The organism is Mycobacterium sp. 20KCMC460, from assembly GCF_022179425.1.
Classification (GTDB): domain Bacteria; phylum Actinomycetota; class Actinomycetes; order Mycobacteriales; family Mycobacteriaceae; genus Mycobacterium; species Mycobacterium kiyosense.
This window is the reverse complement of record NZ_AP025524.1, coordinates 2,271,464-2,288,209: the sequence shown is the minus strand read 5'-3', so window position 1 is coordinate 2,288,209 and position 16,746 is coordinate 2,271,464. Positions and strand designations below refer to the sequence as shown.

Sequence of the window (16,746 nt, the reverse complement as noted above, 5' to 3'; positions counted from 1 at the left end):
CTGTTACTGCAGCAGCTCCGGGCGGCGTTCCCGGGTGCGCTGCAGCGACACCTCGCGGCGCCACGCAGCGATCTTCGCGTGGTCACCCGACAACAGGACCTGCGGGACGTCCAGGCCACGCCAGCTCGCCGGCCGCGTGTAACTCGGCCCCTCCAGCAATCCGTCCAGGGCCGGTGAATGCGAATCATGTTGGTGTGACGCGGGATTGCCCAGCACACCGGTCAGCAGCCGCAACACCGCCTCGATCATCACCACCGCCGCGGACTCGCCGCCGGGCAACACGTAGTCGCCGATCGACACCTCCTCGACGCGCATCCGGCGCGCCGAGTCCTCGATCACCCGCTGGTCGATGCCCTCGTAGCGGCCGCAGGCGAACACCAGGTGACCTTCGGCGCTCCAGCGTCGCGCGGTGGCCTGGTCGAACAGCCGGCCCGCCGGCGTCGGAACCACCAATAATGTTTTGGCCGAACAGATCTCGTCGAGCGCGTCGCCCCACACCGGTGCCCGCATCACCATGCCCGGACCGCCCCCGTAGGGCGTGTCGTCCACCGAGTGGTGCACGTCGTGCGTCCACCGCCGCAGGTCGTGCACCTGCAAATCGACCAGACCGGAGGCAATCGCCTTGCCCGGCAACGATTGTCGCAACGGATCCAGAAAAGCCGGGAAGATCGTGATCACGTCTATCTTCATGGGCTGCGCACGGCTAACCGTCCAGATCCAACAGACCGTCGGGTGGCTCGATCAGCAGGGTGCCGTCGTCCAGCGACACCGAGGTGACGATTGCGCCGACGAACGGCACCAGTACCTCGCCGGAGTCGCCCTTGACGGCCAGCAACTCCCCGCCCGGAGTGTGCAGCACCTCGGTGACGACGCCGACCTGCCGGCCCGCCGTGGTCGATACCCTAAGTCCTTCCAACTGGTGGTCGTAATAGGTGTCCGGCTCGTCGATCGGGGGCAGCTCGTCGGAGTCGATCACGAACAGGGCGCCGCGCAGTGCGTCGGCGCCGTCCCGGTCGGTCACGCCGGTCAGCCGGACCAGCAGCCGGGCGCCGTGCGGGCGGACGCCCTCGACAACGTAGCTGCGCGCCGGGCTCCCGTCGCGCGGCTTGCGCGCGCGCAACGTGGCGCCCGGCGCGAACCGGGCGTCGGGGTCGTCGGTGCGGATGTCGACGACGAGTTCGCCGGCGATGCCGTGGGCCTTGGCCACCCGCCCGACGATCAGCTCCATGCGAGCGTTACTGGTCGGTGTCCACCACGTCGACGCGGATACCGCGGCCGCCGATGCCGGCGACCAGGGTGCGCAGCGCGGTGGCGGTGCGTCCCCCGCGACCGATGACCTTGCCCAGGTCGTCGGGGTGCACGTGTACCTCGACGGTCCGGCCGCGGCGGCTGGTCACCAGGTCGACCCGCACGTCGTCGGGATTGTCGACGATGCCCCGGACCAAGTGCTCGACGGCGTCGACCACAACGGTGCTCATGGTGCCCGTCAGCTTTCGGTCGACTCGGCGCCGCTTGCGGCGGCCTCGGCAGCGGGCTCAGCGGCCTGGGTGGCCTCGGCGGCGGCCTCTTCGGAGTCGCCCTTGGCCGCCTTCTTCGGTGCCGCCTTCTTCTTCGGCTTGGTGGCCTCGGTGGTGGGGCCGCCGTCGGCGGCAGCCAGCGCGGCGTTGAACAGTTCGAGCTTGCTGGGCTTGGCCGGCTTGACCTTCAGGCGGCCCTCGGCGCCGGGCAGGCCCTTGAATTTCTGCCAGTCGCCGGTGATCTTGAGCAGCTTGAGGACGGGCTCGGTGGGCTGGGCGCCCACCGACAGCCAGTACTGCGCGCGCTCGGAGTCGATCTCGATCAGGCTCGGGTCTTCCTTGGGGTGGTAGCGGCCGATGACCTCGATGGAGCGGCCGTCGCGGCGGGTGCGCGCGTCGGCGACGGCGATGCGGTACTGGGGATTGCGGATTTTGCCAAGCCGGGTGAGCTTGATCTTGACAGCCATAGTGGAACTCCTGTGTGTGTCACGCTGCAATTCAGCGACCGGGGCGGGATGCCCGGGTCCGGTTTTGCCTCGCGTGTGTGACCGACGGGCGATCGTGATCGCGGGCCGGACAGCGGCCCATTGTGCCAGATCGAGGCCCGGCGAACGAAATTCGCCCTTACGCCACAGGCCTCGAAATGGCGGTTGTGGGGGCGTTTTACCGTACATATGGGGCCGCTCGCGAGGGGAAAAGCCACCCGGCGCTCAGTCGTCGATATGTGCCGGCGGGTCGGCGAACGCGGGATCGCCCGGGCGCTGATCCGGACCCATCACGTCGCAGTGCTGATCGGGCATCACATAGGAACTGGCCCCGTTGGGCACCCACTTGGCGAAGGCCACGCAACGTTGCCAGGTGCCATCGGGCTGAACAGGCCCGTCGCACTTGCCGAGGATGCCGGGTCCGCCGTACACGCAGCCGGCGTGCGCCGGCGGTGCCACGGCGATGAGCCCGCCGGCCATCAGCACGGCAGCCGCGGCCGCCCCGGCGATGCGGTGCTTCATGAGCGTCCACGCTACCGCCGGTCGCCGCTGGTCTACATGACTTTCTGGAAGGTCTTGGTCTCCACCCGGCGGGTCATCCGCCAGCCGGCCGCGGTACGCACGAACTCGTCGTCGTACCAGAGCCCGCAGAACAGGATCTGTTCCTTGTCGCCGCCGAGCACCATCGGGTTGAAGCAGATCACCCGCGAGGATGCCGTGTCGCCGTCGACGCGGACCGAGAAGTTGCCCAGCATGTGCGCGTACACCGGGAAGTTCGGCAGCACCTCCGACAGCCACTTCTTGACGTCGGGATACTGACCGGCGATGCCGCCCAGCGCCGTGTAGTCGATGAAGGCGTCCGGGGTGAAGATCTGGTCCAGGTCATCGAACCGGCGCTGGTCGATCGCGGTCGAATAGTCGACGAGCAGCTGCTGGATCTCGAGGCGGTCGGAAATCTCTGCCAGGCTCAACATGCCTCGATTCAACACCGCAGCGGTATCGCGGAATAGCCGACCCGCAGGCTGCGGCGTTAAACTCTGCGCCCATGCGAAAGCTCATCGCCGCAGCCGCCGCGCTGCTCACGATCCCGCTGGTCGCGGCGCCCGGCGCGGCAGCCGACACCGATGTGCAGCAGGCGGCGGGATCGGTGCCGGTCCCGGACGGCCCGGCGCAGACCTGGATCGTCGCCGACATGGACACCGGACAGGTGCTGGCCGGCCGTGACCAGAACGTCGCGCATCCGCCCGCGAGCACCATCAAGGTGTTGCTGGCGCTGGTGGTGCTCGACGAGCTGGACCTGAATTCCTCGGTGGTCGCCGACGCCGCCGACACCGCCGTCGAATGTAACTGCGTCGGGGTCAAGGCGGGCCGCAGCTACACCGCGCGCCAACTGCTGGACGGCCTGCTGCTGGTGTCGGGCAACGACGCCGCCAACACCCTGGCCCACATGCTGGGCGGCCAGGGCGCCGCGGTGAGCAAGATGAACGCCAAGGCCGCCTCGCTGGGCGCGAACAACACCCACGCGTCGACCCCGTCCGGACTGGACGGGCCCGACGGCCCCGGTGCGTCGACGGCGCACGACCTTGCGGTCATCTTCCGCGCGGCGATGGCCAACCCGACGTTCGCCCACATCACCGCCGAGCCGTCGGCGATGTTTCCCGGCGACAACGGCGATCAACCGATCCTCAACCAGGACGAGTTGCTGTCCCGCTATCCGGGTGCGATCGGCGGCAAGACCGGCTTCACCGACGCCGCCCGCAAGACGTTCGTGGGAGCGGCTGCCCGAGGCGGCCGGCGGCTGGTGATCTCGATGATGTACGGCCTGGTCAGGGCGGGTGGCCCGACGTACTGGGACCAGGCGGGCAACTTGTTCGACTGGGGTTTCGCGCAGGGTTCGCAGCCGGGTATCGGCTCGCTCTAGGAATCGCGCGGCCACGCCGCGCCCAGCAATCCGGCCAGCACCGGAATGCGCCGCTCGGCGATCTCGGGCTGCGGCAGTACGCCTTCCACCACGGCGGCACCGTCGAAGACATTGGTCAGCAACGCCACCACGACCGGGAATGTGTCGTCGGGGAACGAATCCGCCCCGGGCATCTCCCGCGCGGCGTCGTACATCTTCGACCGGTATTGCCAAAGCTCGTGTTGCAGAGTGACTTTCAGCTTCTCATCGGTACGGGCGGCGATCAGCAGCTCGTAGAGCACGGCGTTGGCCGGGCCGGCGGTGATGTCCCGCAGAATCGTCAGCGCCGACTGCAGCGCGGGCCGGTCGGCGGGTATCTCGGCGACCTGCTTGGTGAACGTCTCGATCTGACGGCGCAACACCTCGGACGCGGTGGCGGCCATGAAGTCGCCCATGGTGTCGAAGTGGCGGAACAGCGCGCCCACCGACACCCCGGCGCGCTTGGTGATCACCGCCGCCGAAGCCCGCGCGTAGCCGACCTCGACGATGGTGTCGATGCAGGCCTGCAGGAGCCGCCCGACAGTCTCCTCGCGGCGCTGCTGCTGGGTCCTGGCCATCTCAGGCCGGCACGCTCACGGCGTGCCGGGCACCCGCGCGCAGGTAACGGCCGGACTTCACGGTCGAACCGTAGCCGTCGCGGAACTCGCCGCCGCGGAAGACCACGACACCGCCCACCCCGGTGGCGACCACCGTGGCGTCGTTGCGGTTGACCATGCGGCGCAGCCCGCCGTAGAAGGGCACCGCGGCTTCGTTGTAGCTGTCCACCGAGTCGTCTAGGTGCGCGGGGTCGATCACCACGAAGTCTGCCCGGTCACCCTCGCGCAGCGTGCCGGCGTCGATGCCGAACCACTCGGCCACCTCGGCGGTCAGCCGGTAGATCGCCCGCTGCACGCTCAGGAACGGGGCGCCTGCCCGTTCAGCGTCCCGGGTCCGCTTGAGCAGTCGCAGAGCGAAGTTGTAGAAGGCCATATTGCGCAGGTGCGCCCCGGCGTCGGAGAAGCCCATGTGCACGCTCGGGTCGGCGGCCAGTTTGTCCAGCAGCTTGGGCCGGTGGTTGGCGACGGTGGTGGTCCAGCGCACGTTGCGCTCGCCGTTCTCGACCAGGATGTCCAGGAACGCGTCCAGCGGGTGCAGCCCACGCTCGTCGGCGATGGCACCAAAGCTCTTGCCTACCAACGACTTATCCGGGCACTCCACGATAACCGCGTCGTGGAAATCGCGGTGCCACAAAGACGGGCCGAGCTTCTTGCGGTCGAATTGGCGCCGGAAGCGGCGGCGGTACGCCTCGTCGGCCAGCAGTTCGTTGCGCTGCAGCTGGTCACGCAGGTGCAGGGCCGCCGTGCCCGCACCGAACTCCTCGAACACCGGCAGATCGATTCCGTCGGAATACAACTCGAACGGAACCGGCAGGTGCTGGAACCGCACACTGGATGCGAGCACCTTGTTCAGCAGGCGGGTGCCGCGCCCGAACACGTGTACTGCCAACGGCATCGACTTGGCGTCCGCCGATACCAGCATGCTCATTCGAACACCCTTGCGGCGGTTCAGGATTCGACTACTGGTGAGGAAGAACATGAGGGGGGACAGCGGGCTGTTGACGTTGGGGGCGCTCTGCAGGATCCGGCCACGCTTGCGCAGCACCTCGATCAGCCGCCGGCGTTCGCGCCAGGTCGCGAAGGTCGACGGCAGCGCGCGCGAGCGGAAGCGCTCCCCGTCGAGCTTGTCGATCGGCGCGTCCATGCCGGACATGCCCAGCATTCCGGCTTCCAGTGCGTCGTCGAGTAGTCGCGCCATCTTTTCCAGCTCGGCGTCGCTGGGACGCACCGCGGCGTCGGTGGCGCGGTCGAGGCCCAGCACCGCGGTGCGCAGGTCCGAATGACCAAGCATCGAGCTGATATTCGGGCCGAGTGGCAGTGCGTCGATGGCCTCGATGTACTCCTGCGGTGTGGACCAGGTGCGGTTGTCTTCGAGTGCGCCGAGCACGAAGTTGCGCGGCACCGCCTCGACCCGGCTGAACAGGTCGGCGGCGTCCTGCGAGTCGGCGTAGACCGTCGACAGCGAGCAGTTGCCCAGCAGCAGCGTGGTGACGCCGTGCCGAACCGACTCGCGCAACCCCGGGTCGAGCAGGATCTCGGCGTCGTAGTGGGTGTGCACGTCGATGAAGCCGGGCGCGATCCACTTGCCGGCCGCGTCGATGACCTCGGGGCAGCCGGTCTCATCGAGCGGGCTGGCCGAGACGGTGGCCACCACCCCGTCCCGGATGCCCAGGGTGCGGGTCTGCGGTTGGGCGCCGGTGCCGTCGAACCACAGTCCGTCGCGGATGATCACGTCGTAGGTCACAGGTCCTCCAGGGTCGCGGGCTGACCGTGAACCTAACATAGATAGCGATCACTCGCAATCTTTCATCTGGCCCGGAGGTCAGCCGGGTCGGAACACCCTCCCGCGCAAAATCACCAGGTCGGGACGGTTCAGCACCGCCGGTCCGCGCCGCGGGTCCTCGGCGTAGCACAACAGGTCAGCCGACGCCCCATGGTCCAGACCCGGCCGGCCCAGCCACCGCCTGGCGTCCCAGCACGCCGCGCCCAGCGCTTCGTCGCCGGTCATGCCAATGCCCTTGAGGGCTTCGACCTCGTCGGCGATCCGCCCATGCGCGATCATGCCGCCGGCATCCGTGCCGGCGTACACCGGCACCCCGGCCTCATGCGCCGCCGCCACCCGCGGATAGGCGCGCTCGTACAGGTCGCGCATGTGCGCCGCGTAGGTCGGGTAACGCGTCGCCGCGTCGGCGATGCCCGGGAAGTTCTCCACGTTGATCAGCGTGGGCACCAGCGCGGTGCCGTGCTCGACCATGAGTGCGATGGTGTCGTCGGTCAGCCCGGTGCCGTGCTCGATGCAGTCGATGCCCGCCTTGATCAGGCCGGGCAGCGCGTCCTCGCCGAAGACGTGGGCGGTGACCCGGGCACCGTTGGCGTGCGCGGCGTCGATGGCGGCCTTGAGGACGTCGTCGGACCACAGCGGCGCGAGATCGCCTATCCCCCGATCGATCCAGTCGCCGACCAGCTTGACCCAGCCGTCGCCGCGGCGAGCCTGCTCGGCCACCGCATCCGGAAGTTGCGACTCGTCCTCGAGGTCCGCGGCCAACCCGGGGATGTAGCGCTTGGGCCTGGCCAGGTGCCGTCCGGCGCGGATGATCCGGGGCAGGTCCGCATGGTGGTCGAGGCTACGGGTGTCGATCGGCGAGCCGCAGTCCCGCAGCAGCAGCGCGCCGGCCTCCCGTTCGGCCTCGGCCTGGGCGATCGCCTCGTCGAGTTCGACGCCGCCGTCCTTACCGAGCCCGACGTGACAGTGCGCGTCGACCAGCCCGGGCAGAATCCAGCCCGTGTCGAAGACGGTGTCGGCGCCCGCCACCGGTTCGGTGCTGAGGCGGCCATCGACGATCCACAGGTCGGTGGCGACCTCACCGGGCAGGCTCAGCCCGCGCACGTGCAAACGCACGGCGCGGCTATTTCTGCCCGGGGAACTTGAGCTTGGACAGGTCGAAATCGGCCAGGCCGGGCGGCAATTCGTTGAGGCCCTCCGGCATCTGGGACAGATCCGGGAAGCCCGCCGGCATGCCCGGCATCCCGGCGCCGAACGGACTCCTGACCTTCGGCGGCGTCGGGCCGCGCGCCCCCTTCTTGCCCTTCTTTCCCTTGGCGCTCTTGGACTTCCGCGTCGCCGACTTGCGGCCCATCCCGGGGATGCCCATGCCGCCGAGCATCGACGACATCATCTTGCGGGCCTCGAAGAAGCGGTCCACCAGCTGGTTGACCTCGGAGACGGTGACGCCGGAGCCGTTGGCGATGCGCAACCGGCGGGAGGCGTTGATGATCTTCGGGTCGGCGCGCTCCTGCGGGGTCATGCCGCGGATGATGGCCTGGATCCGGTCCAGCGACTTGTCGTCGACCTCGGCCAGCGCGTCCTTCATCTGCGCGCCACCGGGCAGCATGCCCAGCAGGTTGCCGATCGGGCCCATCTTGCGCACCGCGAGCATCTGCTCGAGGAAGTCCTCCAGGGTGAGCTCGCCGGCCCCGATCTTGGCGGCGGCCGCCTCGGCCTGCTGGGCGTCGAAGACCTGCTCGGCCTGTTCGATCAGGCTCAGCACGTCGCCCATGCCCAAAATGCGGCTGGCCATCCGGTCCGGGTGGAAGACGTCGAAGTCTTCGAACTTCTCCCCGGTGGAGGCGAAAAGGATTGGCACACCGGTGACTTCACGCACCGACAGCGCGGCGCCACCGCGGGCGTCGCCGTCCAGCTTGGTCAGTACCACGCCGGTGAAGCCGACGCCGTCGCCGAACGCCTGGGCGGTGGCGACCGCGTCCTGGCCGATCATCGCGTCCAGGACGAACAGCACTTCGTCGGGGTCGACGGCGTCGCGGATGGCGGCGGCCTGCGCCATCAGCTCCTCGTCGATGCCCAGGCGCCCCGCGGTGTCGACGATGACGAAGTCGAAGTGCTTGGCCTTGGCCTCGGCGATGCCGGCGGCCGCGACGGCGACCGGGTCGCCCGGGCCGGACTCTGGTGAGGCGCCGGGGTGCGGCGCGAACACCGGTACTCCGGCGCGCTGCCCAACGACCTGCAGCTGGTTGACCGCGGCCGGCCGCTGCAGGTCACAGGCCACCAGCAGCGGCGTGTGCCCCTGGTTCTTGAGCCGGTAGGCGAGCTTGCCGGCCAGCGTCGTCTTGCCGGAGCCCTGTAGGCCGGCGAGCATGATCACCGTCGGCGGGTTCTTGGCGTAGTGCAGCTCGCGGGTCTGCCCGCCGAGGATGCCGATCAGCTCCTCGTTGACGATCTTGACCACCTGCTGCGCGGGGTTTAGCGCGCCGGACACCTCGTGACCGCGGGCGCGTTCCTTGATACGGGCGACGAACGCCCGCACCACGGGCAGCGAGACGTCGGCTTCCAGCAGCGCGAGCCGGATTTCGCGGGTGGTGGCCTCGATATCGGCGTCGGTGAGGCGGCCCTTGCCGCGCAGCCCCGCCAGGGCACCGGTCAACCGGTCGGACAGCGATTCAAACACGTGGGCCAGCCTAATGGCTGCCGTGGGTCCGGCGCCGCCGGGCGCGATCTGCCGTCGCGAACTCGCAGCACCCAGCGCCGGCCGGGTTACACGGTTTTACGGCCGCGATCGTCCGCGACAGCCCAGCGCCCCGGTTGCAGATTCCCGGCATTGCGCGCCGCTGTTTCGTCACCGCCAGCAAGCAGCCGGATTTATCATTCGCAGATGCCGGACACGTCCGGGGTCGACCTGCACGCGCGGCCTCGCTGGATGCGGACGGGGTACCGGTACTTCCCGTATGCGGCGCGACAATCTGGGCAGTGGTGGGTGCTGCGAGTCAACTACGACTTTCCCGCACACGACCTCTACACGCTGTTCATCGACGGGACCGCCGTCGGCGACGTCACCGGCGATCCCGACCATCCGGCCCCGTTGATCGCCGGCATCGGCTCGCTGAAGTGGGCCGACAGGCTCGCCGACGAGCCGGCGCTCGATCCCGCCACCGCAGCAGCCGTCGTCGGCACCGTCGCGCAGTACGCCGATTACGGCAGCGAGCGCGGCGATCCCTGCATCTTCTGCGACGGCAACGACGGACTGGAAAAGAACGACGGACCGGCAAGCGATTGATAAAGGGAAGGGAAACGGACGCACCCTGATGCTGGAGATGATCGAGAAAGGCTCCCCGGACGCCCAGCCGCTGCTGTTCGTGCACGGCGGCTGGCACGGCGCGTGGTGCTGGGAGAATTTTCTGAACTACTTCGCCGATGCGGGCTACCGGGCCGTGGCGATGAGCTTGCGCGGACACGGCGCCAGCGCCACCGCCAAGCCACTGAACCGCTGCTCGATGGCCGACTACATCGACGACGTCGGGACGGCCGTGGACATCCTCGGTGGCCAGCCGGTACTGATCGGGCACTCCCTGGGCGGTTTCACCGTGCAGCGCTACCTGGAGACCCATCGCGCGCCGGGGGCGGTGCTGGTGGGGTCGGTGCCGCCGAAGGGCTATCTGCGGCTGGCCACGCGCGTCTGGCGCAAGCACCCGCTGATCGCGATCCGGGGCTTCACCGGTGGCACACTGCTGGAATTCGTCGACACCCCGCAACTGGCGCGCGACTACCTGTTCTGTGCCCAGACGCCAGCGGCGATCGTCGAATCGTGCCGATCGCAAGCCGGACCCGAGAGCCTGCGCGCGGCGGCCGTCGACCCGATGATTCGTGGCGTCAAGACCAAGCTGATTACGACGCCGATGCTGGTGCTCGGCGCCGAGCACGACGGCTTCGTCAGCACCGGGGACGTCCGGGCCACCGCGCGCGCCTACCGGACCGAGCCGGAATTCTTCGACATGGGCCACAACATGATGCTCGAACCCGGGTGGCCCGACGTCGCCGCACGTATCCGGTCTTGGCTCGAATCTCGCGACGCGCCGCGCTAAGCTGACCTCGCGAGCGCGCCCGAAAAGCGTTGCCATGCTATGTTTTACAGCCCAGCACCGACCACGCATGGTGCCTCAGCTCAGCCAGTTATGGGGGAACTGTTGTCGTTGCAGCCGGTCGGGCACTTCCCCGCTGACACGACGCGAGCATTGCGCGGCTGGCAGCGTCGCGCGTTGGTCAAGTACCTGGGCACCGAGCCACGCGACTTCCTGGCCGTCGCCACCCCCGGGTCGGGCAAGACGGCGTTCGCACTGCGCATCGCCGGTGAGCTGATCGCCCATCGGGCCGTCGAGCAACTCACCGTCGTCGTCCCCACCGAGCACCTGAAGATCCAGTGGGCGCAGGCCGCGTCCCGGCAGGGGCTGTCGCTGGACCCGAAGTTCTCCAACTCCAACCCGCAGACCTCGCCGGAGTTCCACGGGGTGGTCGTCACCTACGCGCAGGTGGCCGCGCACCCGACACTGCACCGGGTGCGCACCGAGCAGCGCAAGACGCTGGTCGTCTTCGACGAGATCCACCACGGCGGGGACGCCAAGACCTGGGGTGACGCCATCCGCGAGGCGTTCAGCGACGCCACCCGCCGGCTTGCGCTGACCGGCACGCCGTTCCGCAGCGACGACTGCCCCATTCCCTACGTCGAGTACGAGCCCGACGCCGAGGGCGTGCTGCGCTCGCGGGCCGACCATACCTACGGCTACGCCGAGGCGCTGGCCGACGGCGTGGTCCGCCCTGTGGTGTTCATGGCCTATTCCGGGCAGGCGCGGTGGCGGGACAGCGCGGGCGAAGAGCACGAGGCCCGGCTGGGTGAGCCGCTGTCGGCCGAGCAGACGGCCCGGGCGTGGCGCACCGCGCTGGATCCGGCCGGCGAGTGGATGCCGGCGGTCATCACCGCGGCCGATCGCCGGTTGCGCCAGCTGCGCGAGCACGTCCCGGACGCGGGCGGCATGATCATCGCCTCCGACCAGACCGCGGCCCGCGCCTACGCCGCGCTGCTGAAAAAGCTGACCGGTGAAGACCCGACCGTGGTGCTGTCCGACGACCCGAAATCGTCGGCCCGCATCAGCGAGTTCTCCGCCGGCACCAGCCGGTGGCTGGTCGCGGTGCGCATGGTCTCCGAGGGGGTGGACGTGCCGCGGCTCTCGGTCGGCATCTACGCCACCAGCGCGTCGACCCCGTTGTTCTTCGCCCAGGCCATCGGGCGGTTCGTGCGCTCCCGCCGGCCCGGGGAGACGGCCAGCATCTTCCTGCCGTCGGTGCCCAATCTGTTGCAGTTGGCCAGCGAGCTGGAGGCCCAGCGCGACCACGTGCTGGGCAAACCGCACCGCGAATCGCTCGAGGATCCGCTGCTCGACGATCCGGCCGTCAAGGAGCAGAACGAGCCGGGCGAACCCGACAAGGGTTTCGTCTCACTGGGCGCCGATGCCGAGCTGGATCAGGTCATCTTCGACGGTTCGTCGTTCGGCACCGCCACCCCCGCCGGCAGCGACGAAGAGGCCGACTACCTGGGCATCCCCGGATTGCTCGACGCCGAACAGATGCGGGCGCTGCTGCACCGCCGCCAGGACGAGCAGCTGCAGAAGCGAGCCGCGACCGGGCAGGGAGCGGCCGTGCCGATCACCACCCACGGGCAGCTGCGCGAGCTGCGCCGCGAGCTCAACGCGCTGGTGTCGATCGCGCATCACCGCACCGGCAAGCCGCACGGCTGGATCCACAACGAGCTGCGCCGCCGCTGCGGCGGCCCGCCGATCGCGGCCGCGACGCGAGATCAGCTCAAGGAGCGCATCGACGCGGTGCGGCGGCTCAACGCCGAGCAGTCCTGACCCCCGCCCGACCGCGCCCCCCAGTGTGAAACTGCCGACGCTCCACCGGGGCGTGTCCCGTCGTGAAGTCCACAGTCGGGGCGGGGCAAAGGGGGTCGGGGCGGGGAGCCCTACTCCCCCACCGGCTCGTCGACCATCACCACAGCCGGGGCGCCCAACACCTCCAGCAGGTTCCTCTCCACCGCGGCGCGCGCATTGACCTCGGGCGGGACCGTCACGCAGAACACGTCGGCCGCCGTCGAGCCGAAGGTGTTGACCTTCGCCCAGACGATGTCGGTGTGCGCCCGCTCCAGCGCCCCGGTCAACAGTGCGAGCAGGCCCACCCGGTCCATCGCGCGCACTTCCAGGATCAGTTGGCCCGGGGTGTCGGTGTCCAGCCACAGGATGCGCGGCGGCGCCGTCGAGCGCGTCACCGGCACCCCGACCTGTACTTCACCGGCGCGGGCGGTCGCCGAACTGGTGGCCTCGACATCGCGTTTCTCCACCGCCGAGAGCACGTCGACGTCACCGCGCAGGGCACCCACAAAGGCTTGCCGCAACAGGTCTGCCGCCGGCGGCGAGCCGAACAGCGGCGACACCACGAACTCGGTGATCGCGACGCCTTCGTGCACATTGACCGACGCCGAATGCACGCGCAGCGAGTTCAGCGCCAGTACCGCAGCGGCCTTGGAGACCAGTCCGCGCTCGTCCGGCGCGACCATCACCGCGTGCAGGCGCTCGCCGTCCCCCGCGTTGATCTCGACATGCACGCCTCGCTGCGCCGCGAGCGAAAGGTAGTGCGGCGCAGTCGGTTCGGCTTGCGGCAGCGGTTCGCCGGCCATCTCCAGCCGGCAGCGTCGCACCAGATCGGCGACCAGGGAGGCCTTCCAGTCGCTCCACACCCCGGGCCCGGTGGCCTTCGAGTCGGCCTCGGACAGGGCGTGCATCAGCTCGAGCAGTTGCGGATCCCCGCCCAGCGCCTCGGAGACGGCCGTGATGGTCTTGGGATCGTTCAGGTCGCTACGGGTAGCGGTGATGGGCAGCAGCAGGTGGTGCCGGACCATCTGGGACAAGGTGTTGATGTCGGCGGGCGGCAGGCCCAGCCGCTCGCCGATCGGGACCACCAAATCGGCGCCGAGCACACAGTGGTCCACGCCCCTGCCCTTGCCGATGTCGTGCAGCAGCGCGCCGAGCGCCAGCAGGTCCGGGCGGGCCACGTTGGTGGTCAGCGGCGCGGCATTGACCGCGCACTCCACCACGTGGCGGTCCACCGTCCACTTGTGCGACACGTCGCGCGGCGGCAGGTCCCGGATCGAATCCCACTCCGGGAGCAGCTGGCCCCACAACCCGGTGCGGTCGAGGGCTTCGATGGTCTGTAGGGCGGTGGGTCCGGCCAGCAGCACCACCAGCAGGTCGTCCAGCGCCTCGCGCGGCCACGGCGTCGGCAACGGGGGCGCGGTGTCGGCCAGCCGGCTCAGCGTCGCCGCGCCGATCGGCACGCCGGTGTCGGCCGAGGCCGCCGCCACCCGCAGCACCAGGCCGGGGTCGTGTTCGGGCTGGGCTTCGCGGGCCAGCACGATCTCACCGGCGTACTCGACCACACCCTCGTCCAGCGGTCGCCGCTTGGGCCGGCGCACCAGCGCGGCCAGCCCCCGCTTCGGCAGGGCGTTGGCGGCGGTGCGCAGGCCGGTGACAGCGTGGTAGGCGATGGTGCGGCCGGCGCTGGACAGCATGCGGGCCAGGTCGAAACGGTCGCCGACGCCCAGCGCGGCGCTGATCTCGTCGGCGAATTGCGCCAGCACCTGGTCGCGGCCGCGGCGCGACACCACATGCAGCTCGGTGCGCACGTCGAGCAGGGTCAGATAGGCGTCGTCCAGCGACCCGGCCGGGTTGTCGGCCCGCGACATGCTGTGTCTGTCGATGAGCTGGGCCAGCGCCAGCGCGTTGATCATCTGGACGTCGCGCAGGCCGCCGCGACCCGACTTCAGGTCCGGCTCGGCGCGATGCGCGATGCGGCCCAGGCGCAGCCAGCGGGCGTGCGTCATCTCCACGAGTTCGTCCATGCGGGAACGGATTCCGGTGCGCCACTGCCGTCGCACGCCGTCGATCAGTTCGGCCGACAACCGCTCCTCGCCGGCGATGTGGCGGGCCTCCAGCATGCCCAGGGCGGCCGTCATGTCGGCATTGGCGGTGCTCAGCGCCTCGCTGACGGTCCGCACGCTGTGGTCGAGCCGGACGTTGGCGTCCCACAGCGGGTACCAGAGCTTGTCAGCAACCGGGCCCAGCACGTCGGCAGGTTTGCCGTCGTGCAGCAACACCAGGTCCAGGTCCGAATACGGCAGCAGTTCACGCCGGCCCAGGCCGCCGACACCCACCAGCGCAAAGCCGCTGTCGCCGGTGATACCGATCTCGGCGGCTTTGCGGGTCAGCCAGGTTTCGTGCAGGTCCAGCACCGCTTTGCGCAGCTCGGCGGGCGCCATGCCGGTGAGGTCGCCAGACAGCAGTTCGCGCCGCGCGGCAGCCAGATCGACTGCCGCGACGGCGCTTCCTGCTTGCGTTACTTCCGATTCCGAGGTTCCCGGCGGGTCGGGTGTCACACCCGCCCGGCCCGTCTTGGCTGCATCGTCACAACGCGTCGGGACCGCGTTCGCCGGTGCGGACCCGCACGATGGTGTCCACCGGGCTGACCCAGACCTTGCCGTCGCCGATCTTGCCGGTCCGTGCGGCCCGGACGATGCTGTCCACGACCTTGTCGACGATGGAGTCGTCGACGACGACCTCGATCCGGACCTTCGGCACGAAGTCGACCGAGTACTCCGCACCCCGGTAGACCTCGGTGTGGCCCTTCTGTCGCCCGTAGCCCTGGATCTCGCTGACCGTCATGCCCAGGACACCGGCGTCCTCCAGGCTGGTCTTGACGTCGTCGAGGGTGAACGGCTTGACGATCGCGGTGATCAGCTTCATTTCTATTCCGCCTCCACTTTCTCGGCCAAACGCGCGTCGAGGCCGTTCGGGGTGTCCGGCAGGCTGGCGCGGGGCAGAACCGAACCGCTGGCAACTGCGAAGTCGTAGCCACTCTCAGCGTGCTCGGCCTCGTCGATGCCGGTCGATTCCTGCTCTGCACCCAAACGCAACCCGATGGTGTACTTCAGGATAAGGGCCAGGATCAGCGTGACGATGCCCGAGTAGGCCAGAACAGCAAACGCACCGACCGCCTGGCGTTCCAGCTGATCGAAACCACCGCCGTAGAACAGGCCCTTCGACACACCTGTGACGCCGTTGATCGCGACGCTCTCCGGCGCGGCCAGCAGGCCGACCATCAGCGTGCCGGCCAGACCGCCGACCAGGTGCACACCTACCACGTCGAGCGAGTCGTCGAAGCCGAGCTTGAACTTCAGCCCGACCGCCAGCGCGCACAGCACCCCGGCGACCACGCCGATCACCAGCGCTCCCAGCACGTTGACCGACGAGCAGGACGGCGTGATCGCGACCAGCCCGGCGACGATGCCCGACGCCGCGCCCAGCGTCGTCGCGTGCCCGTCGCGGATGCGCTCGGTGAGCAGCCAGCCCAGCATCGCCGCGGCCGTCGCGACCGTGGTGGCGATGAAGGTCGACCCGGCGGCACCGTTGGAGCTGGTGGCCGAACCGGCGTTGAACCCGTACCAGCCGAACCACAGCAGTCCGGCGCCGAGCATCACGAACGGCAGGTTGTGCGGGCGGAACAGCGTGGTGGGCCAGCCTTTGCGCTTGCCCAGCACGATCGCCAGCACCAGGCCGGCCACACCGGCGTTGATGTGCACCGCGGTGCCGCCGGCGAAGTCGATCGCATGAAGTTTGTTGGCGATCCAGCCACCCTTCTCCGAGGCGAAGCCGTCGAAGGCGAACACCCAGTGCGCGACCGGGAAGTAGACCAGGGTGGCCCACAGGCCGGAGAACACCATCCAGGCGCTGAACTTGAGGCGGTCGGCGACCGCGCCCGAGATCAGGGCGACGGTGATGATCGCGAACATCAGCTGGAAGGCGACGAAGACGGTGGCGGGCAGGGTGCCGGCCAGCGGGATATCCGTCGCCGAGACGGGCGGGGTCTTGGTCGGATCGGCCGCGACCGCATTGCCGCCGATGAGACCCTTCAGTCCCCAGTATTCGGTCGGGCTGCCGACGACGTTGCCGGTGTCGGTGCCGAATGCCATGGAGTAGCCGTAGAGCACCCACAGCACGGTGACGACGCCCATTGCGCTGATGCTCATCATGATCATGTTGAGCACGCTCTTGGCACGCACCATGCCGCCGTAGAAGAACGCCAAGCCCGGCGTCATCAACAAAACGAGCGCGGAACTCGCCAGCATCCAGGCGGTATCGCCCGTATTGGGCTGGCCCATCATCGGGAAACTCACTCGCTATCACCTCCAGTCAGCGTCGGGAGGGCCCCAGATGGATTGACTGGTGACCTGATCCAGAACCATGCGCATAAGTTGTTGCGCGGATGGGGCAGCGATGTTTCGTGGAAATTAACG

General features: G+C 69.2%; 17 protein-coding genes. 4 read left to right on the top strand and 13 right to left on the bottom strand.

Annotation, left to right across the window (positions count from 1 at the left end; translation table 11 throughout):
• Nucleotides 1–3: 3 nt before the first annotated feature.
• The 6 genes from trmD to MKCMC460_RS10665 all read right to left on the bottom strand — a co-directional run bounded on the left by trmD (nt 4) and on the right by MKCMC460_RS10665 (nt 2,976).
• Nucleotides 4–690 (bottom strand): tRNA (guanosine(37)-N1)-methyltransferase TrmD, encoded by a 687-nt coding sequence (gene trmD, locus MKCMC460_RS10690; RefSeq protein WP_236976594.1) that lies wholly within the window; start codon nt 688–690, stop codon nt 4–6.
• A 13-nt stretch (nt 691–703) separates the two neighbouring features.
• A complete protein-coding gene (gene rimM, locus MKCMC460_RS10685) occupies nt 704–1,228 on the bottom strand; it encodes a ribosome maturation factor RimM (protein WP_236976596.1) in 525 nt (174 codons plus the stop codon).
• A 7-nt stretch (nt 1,229–1,235) separates the two neighbouring features.
• Nucleotides 1,236–1,478, bottom strand: coding sequence for an RNA-binding protein (locus MKCMC460_RS10680; protein ID WP_036354608.1), 243 nt, complete (start codon nt 1,476–1,478; stop codon nt 1,236–1,238).
• 8 nt (nt 1,479–1,486) lie between these two features.
• Entirely contained in the window at nt 1,487–1,984 is a 498-nt protein-coding gene (rpsP, locus tag MKCMC460_RS10675) for a 30S ribosomal protein S16 (RefSeq protein ID WP_236976599.1), read from the bottom strand.
• A gap of 243 nt (nt 1,985–2,227) precedes the next feature.
• Nucleotides 2,228–2,524 carry a hypothetical protein gene (locus tag MKCMC460_RS10670; protein ID WP_236976602.1) on the bottom strand — a complete coding sequence of 99 codons (297 nt, stop codon included), beginning with the start codon at nt 2,522–2,524 and terminating at the stop codon, nt 2,228–2,230.
• A gap of 32 nt (nt 2,525–2,556) precedes the next feature.
• A complete protein-coding gene (locus MKCMC460_RS10665; protein WP_236976603.1) occupies nt 2,557–2,976 on the bottom strand; it encodes a nuclear transport factor 2 family protein in 420 nt (139 codons plus the stop codon).
• Nucleotides 2,977–3,047: 71 nt separating this feature from the next.
• Between MKCMC460_RS10665 and MKCMC460_RS10660 the strand changes: the two genes are divergently transcribed.
• Nucleotides 3,048–3,923 (top strand): D-alanyl-D-alanine carboxypeptidase family protein, encoded by an 876-nt coding sequence (locus tag MKCMC460_RS10660; RefSeq protein ID WP_236976604.1) that lies wholly within the window; start codon nt 3,048–3,050, stop codon nt 3,921–3,923.
• Here the strand turns inward: MKCMC460_RS10660 and MKCMC460_RS10655 are convergent.
• The 4 genes from MKCMC460_RS10655 to ffh are packed head-to-tail and all read right to left on the bottom strand — an operon-like array spanning nt 3,920 to nt 9,021.
• A complete protein-coding gene (locus MKCMC460_RS10655; protein ID WP_236976605.1) occupies nt 3,920–4,519 on the bottom strand; it encodes a TetR/AcrR family transcriptional regulator in 600 nt (199 codons plus the stop codon). The genes MKCMC460_RS10660 and MKCMC460_RS10655 overlap by 4 nt on opposite strands.
• Before the next feature lies 1 nt (nt 4,520).
• A complete protein-coding gene (locus MKCMC460_RS10650) occupies nt 4,521–6,341 on the bottom strand; it encodes an amidohydrolase family protein (protein ID WP_238305683.1) in 1,821 nt (606 codons plus the stop codon).
• Nucleotides 6,342–6,380: 39 nt separating this feature from the next.
• On the bottom strand, nt 6,381–7,505 hold the full coding sequence (locus MKCMC460_RS10645; RefSeq protein ID WP_236984263.1) for an amidohydrolase family protein: 1,125 nt from the start codon (nt 7,503–7,505) through the stop codon (nt 6,381–6,383).
• On the bottom strand, nt 7,465–9,021 hold the full coding sequence (gene ffh, locus MKCMC460_RS10640; protein WP_238305682.1) for a signal recognition particle protein: 1,557 nt from the start codon (nt 9,019–9,021) through the stop codon (nt 7,465–7,467). The genes MKCMC460_RS10645 and ffh overlap by 41 nt, the downstream gene beginning before the upstream one ends.
• 204 nt (nt 9,022–9,225) lie before the next feature.
• Between ffh and MKCMC460_RS10635 the strand changes: the two genes are divergently transcribed.
• The 3 genes from MKCMC460_RS10635 (at nt 9,226) to MKCMC460_RS10625 (ending at nt 12,253) form a co-directional block, all read left to right on the top strand.
• A complete protein-coding gene (locus tag MKCMC460_RS10635; protein ID WP_236976607.1) occupies nt 9,226–9,627 on the top strand; it encodes a hypothetical protein in 402 nt (133 codons plus the stop codon).
• Nucleotides 9,628–9,655: 28 nt separating this feature from the next.
• Entirely contained in the window at nt 9,656–10,432 is a 777-nt protein-coding gene (locus tag MKCMC460_RS10630; protein ID WP_236976608.1) for an alpha/beta hydrolase, read from the top strand.
• A gap of 90 nt (nt 10,433–10,522) precedes the next feature.
• Entirely contained in the window at nt 10,523–12,253 is a 1,731-nt protein-coding gene (locus MKCMC460_RS10625; RefSeq protein ID WP_236976610.1) for a DEAD/DEAH box helicase, read from the top strand.
• A gap of 110 nt (nt 12,254–12,363) precedes the next feature.
• Here the strand turns inward: MKCMC460_RS10625 and MKCMC460_RS10620 are convergent, their stop codons facing one another.
• The 3 genes from MKCMC460_RS10620 to MKCMC460_RS10610 are packed head-to-tail and all read right to left on the bottom strand — an operon-like array spanning nt 12,364 to nt 16,614.
• Entirely contained in the window at nt 12,364–14,829 is a 2,466-nt protein-coding gene (locus MKCMC460_RS10620; protein ID WP_238305680.1) for a [protein-PII] uridylyltransferase, read from the bottom strand.
• 28 nt (nt 14,830–14,857) lie between these two features.
• Nucleotides 14,858–15,196: a nitrogen regulatory protein P-II gene (gene glnB, locus MKCMC460_RS10615; protein ID WP_036354580.1), complete on the bottom strand. Its 339-nt coding sequence runs from the start codon at nt 15,194–15,196 to the stop codon at nt 14,858–14,860.
• A gap of 2 nt (nt 15,197–15,198) precedes the next feature.
• Entirely contained in the window at nt 15,199–16,614 is a 1,416-nt protein-coding gene (locus MKCMC460_RS10610; RefSeq protein ID WP_236984265.1) for an ammonium transporter, read from the bottom strand.
• Between the last annotated feature and the right edge of the window lie 132 nt (nt 16,615–16,746).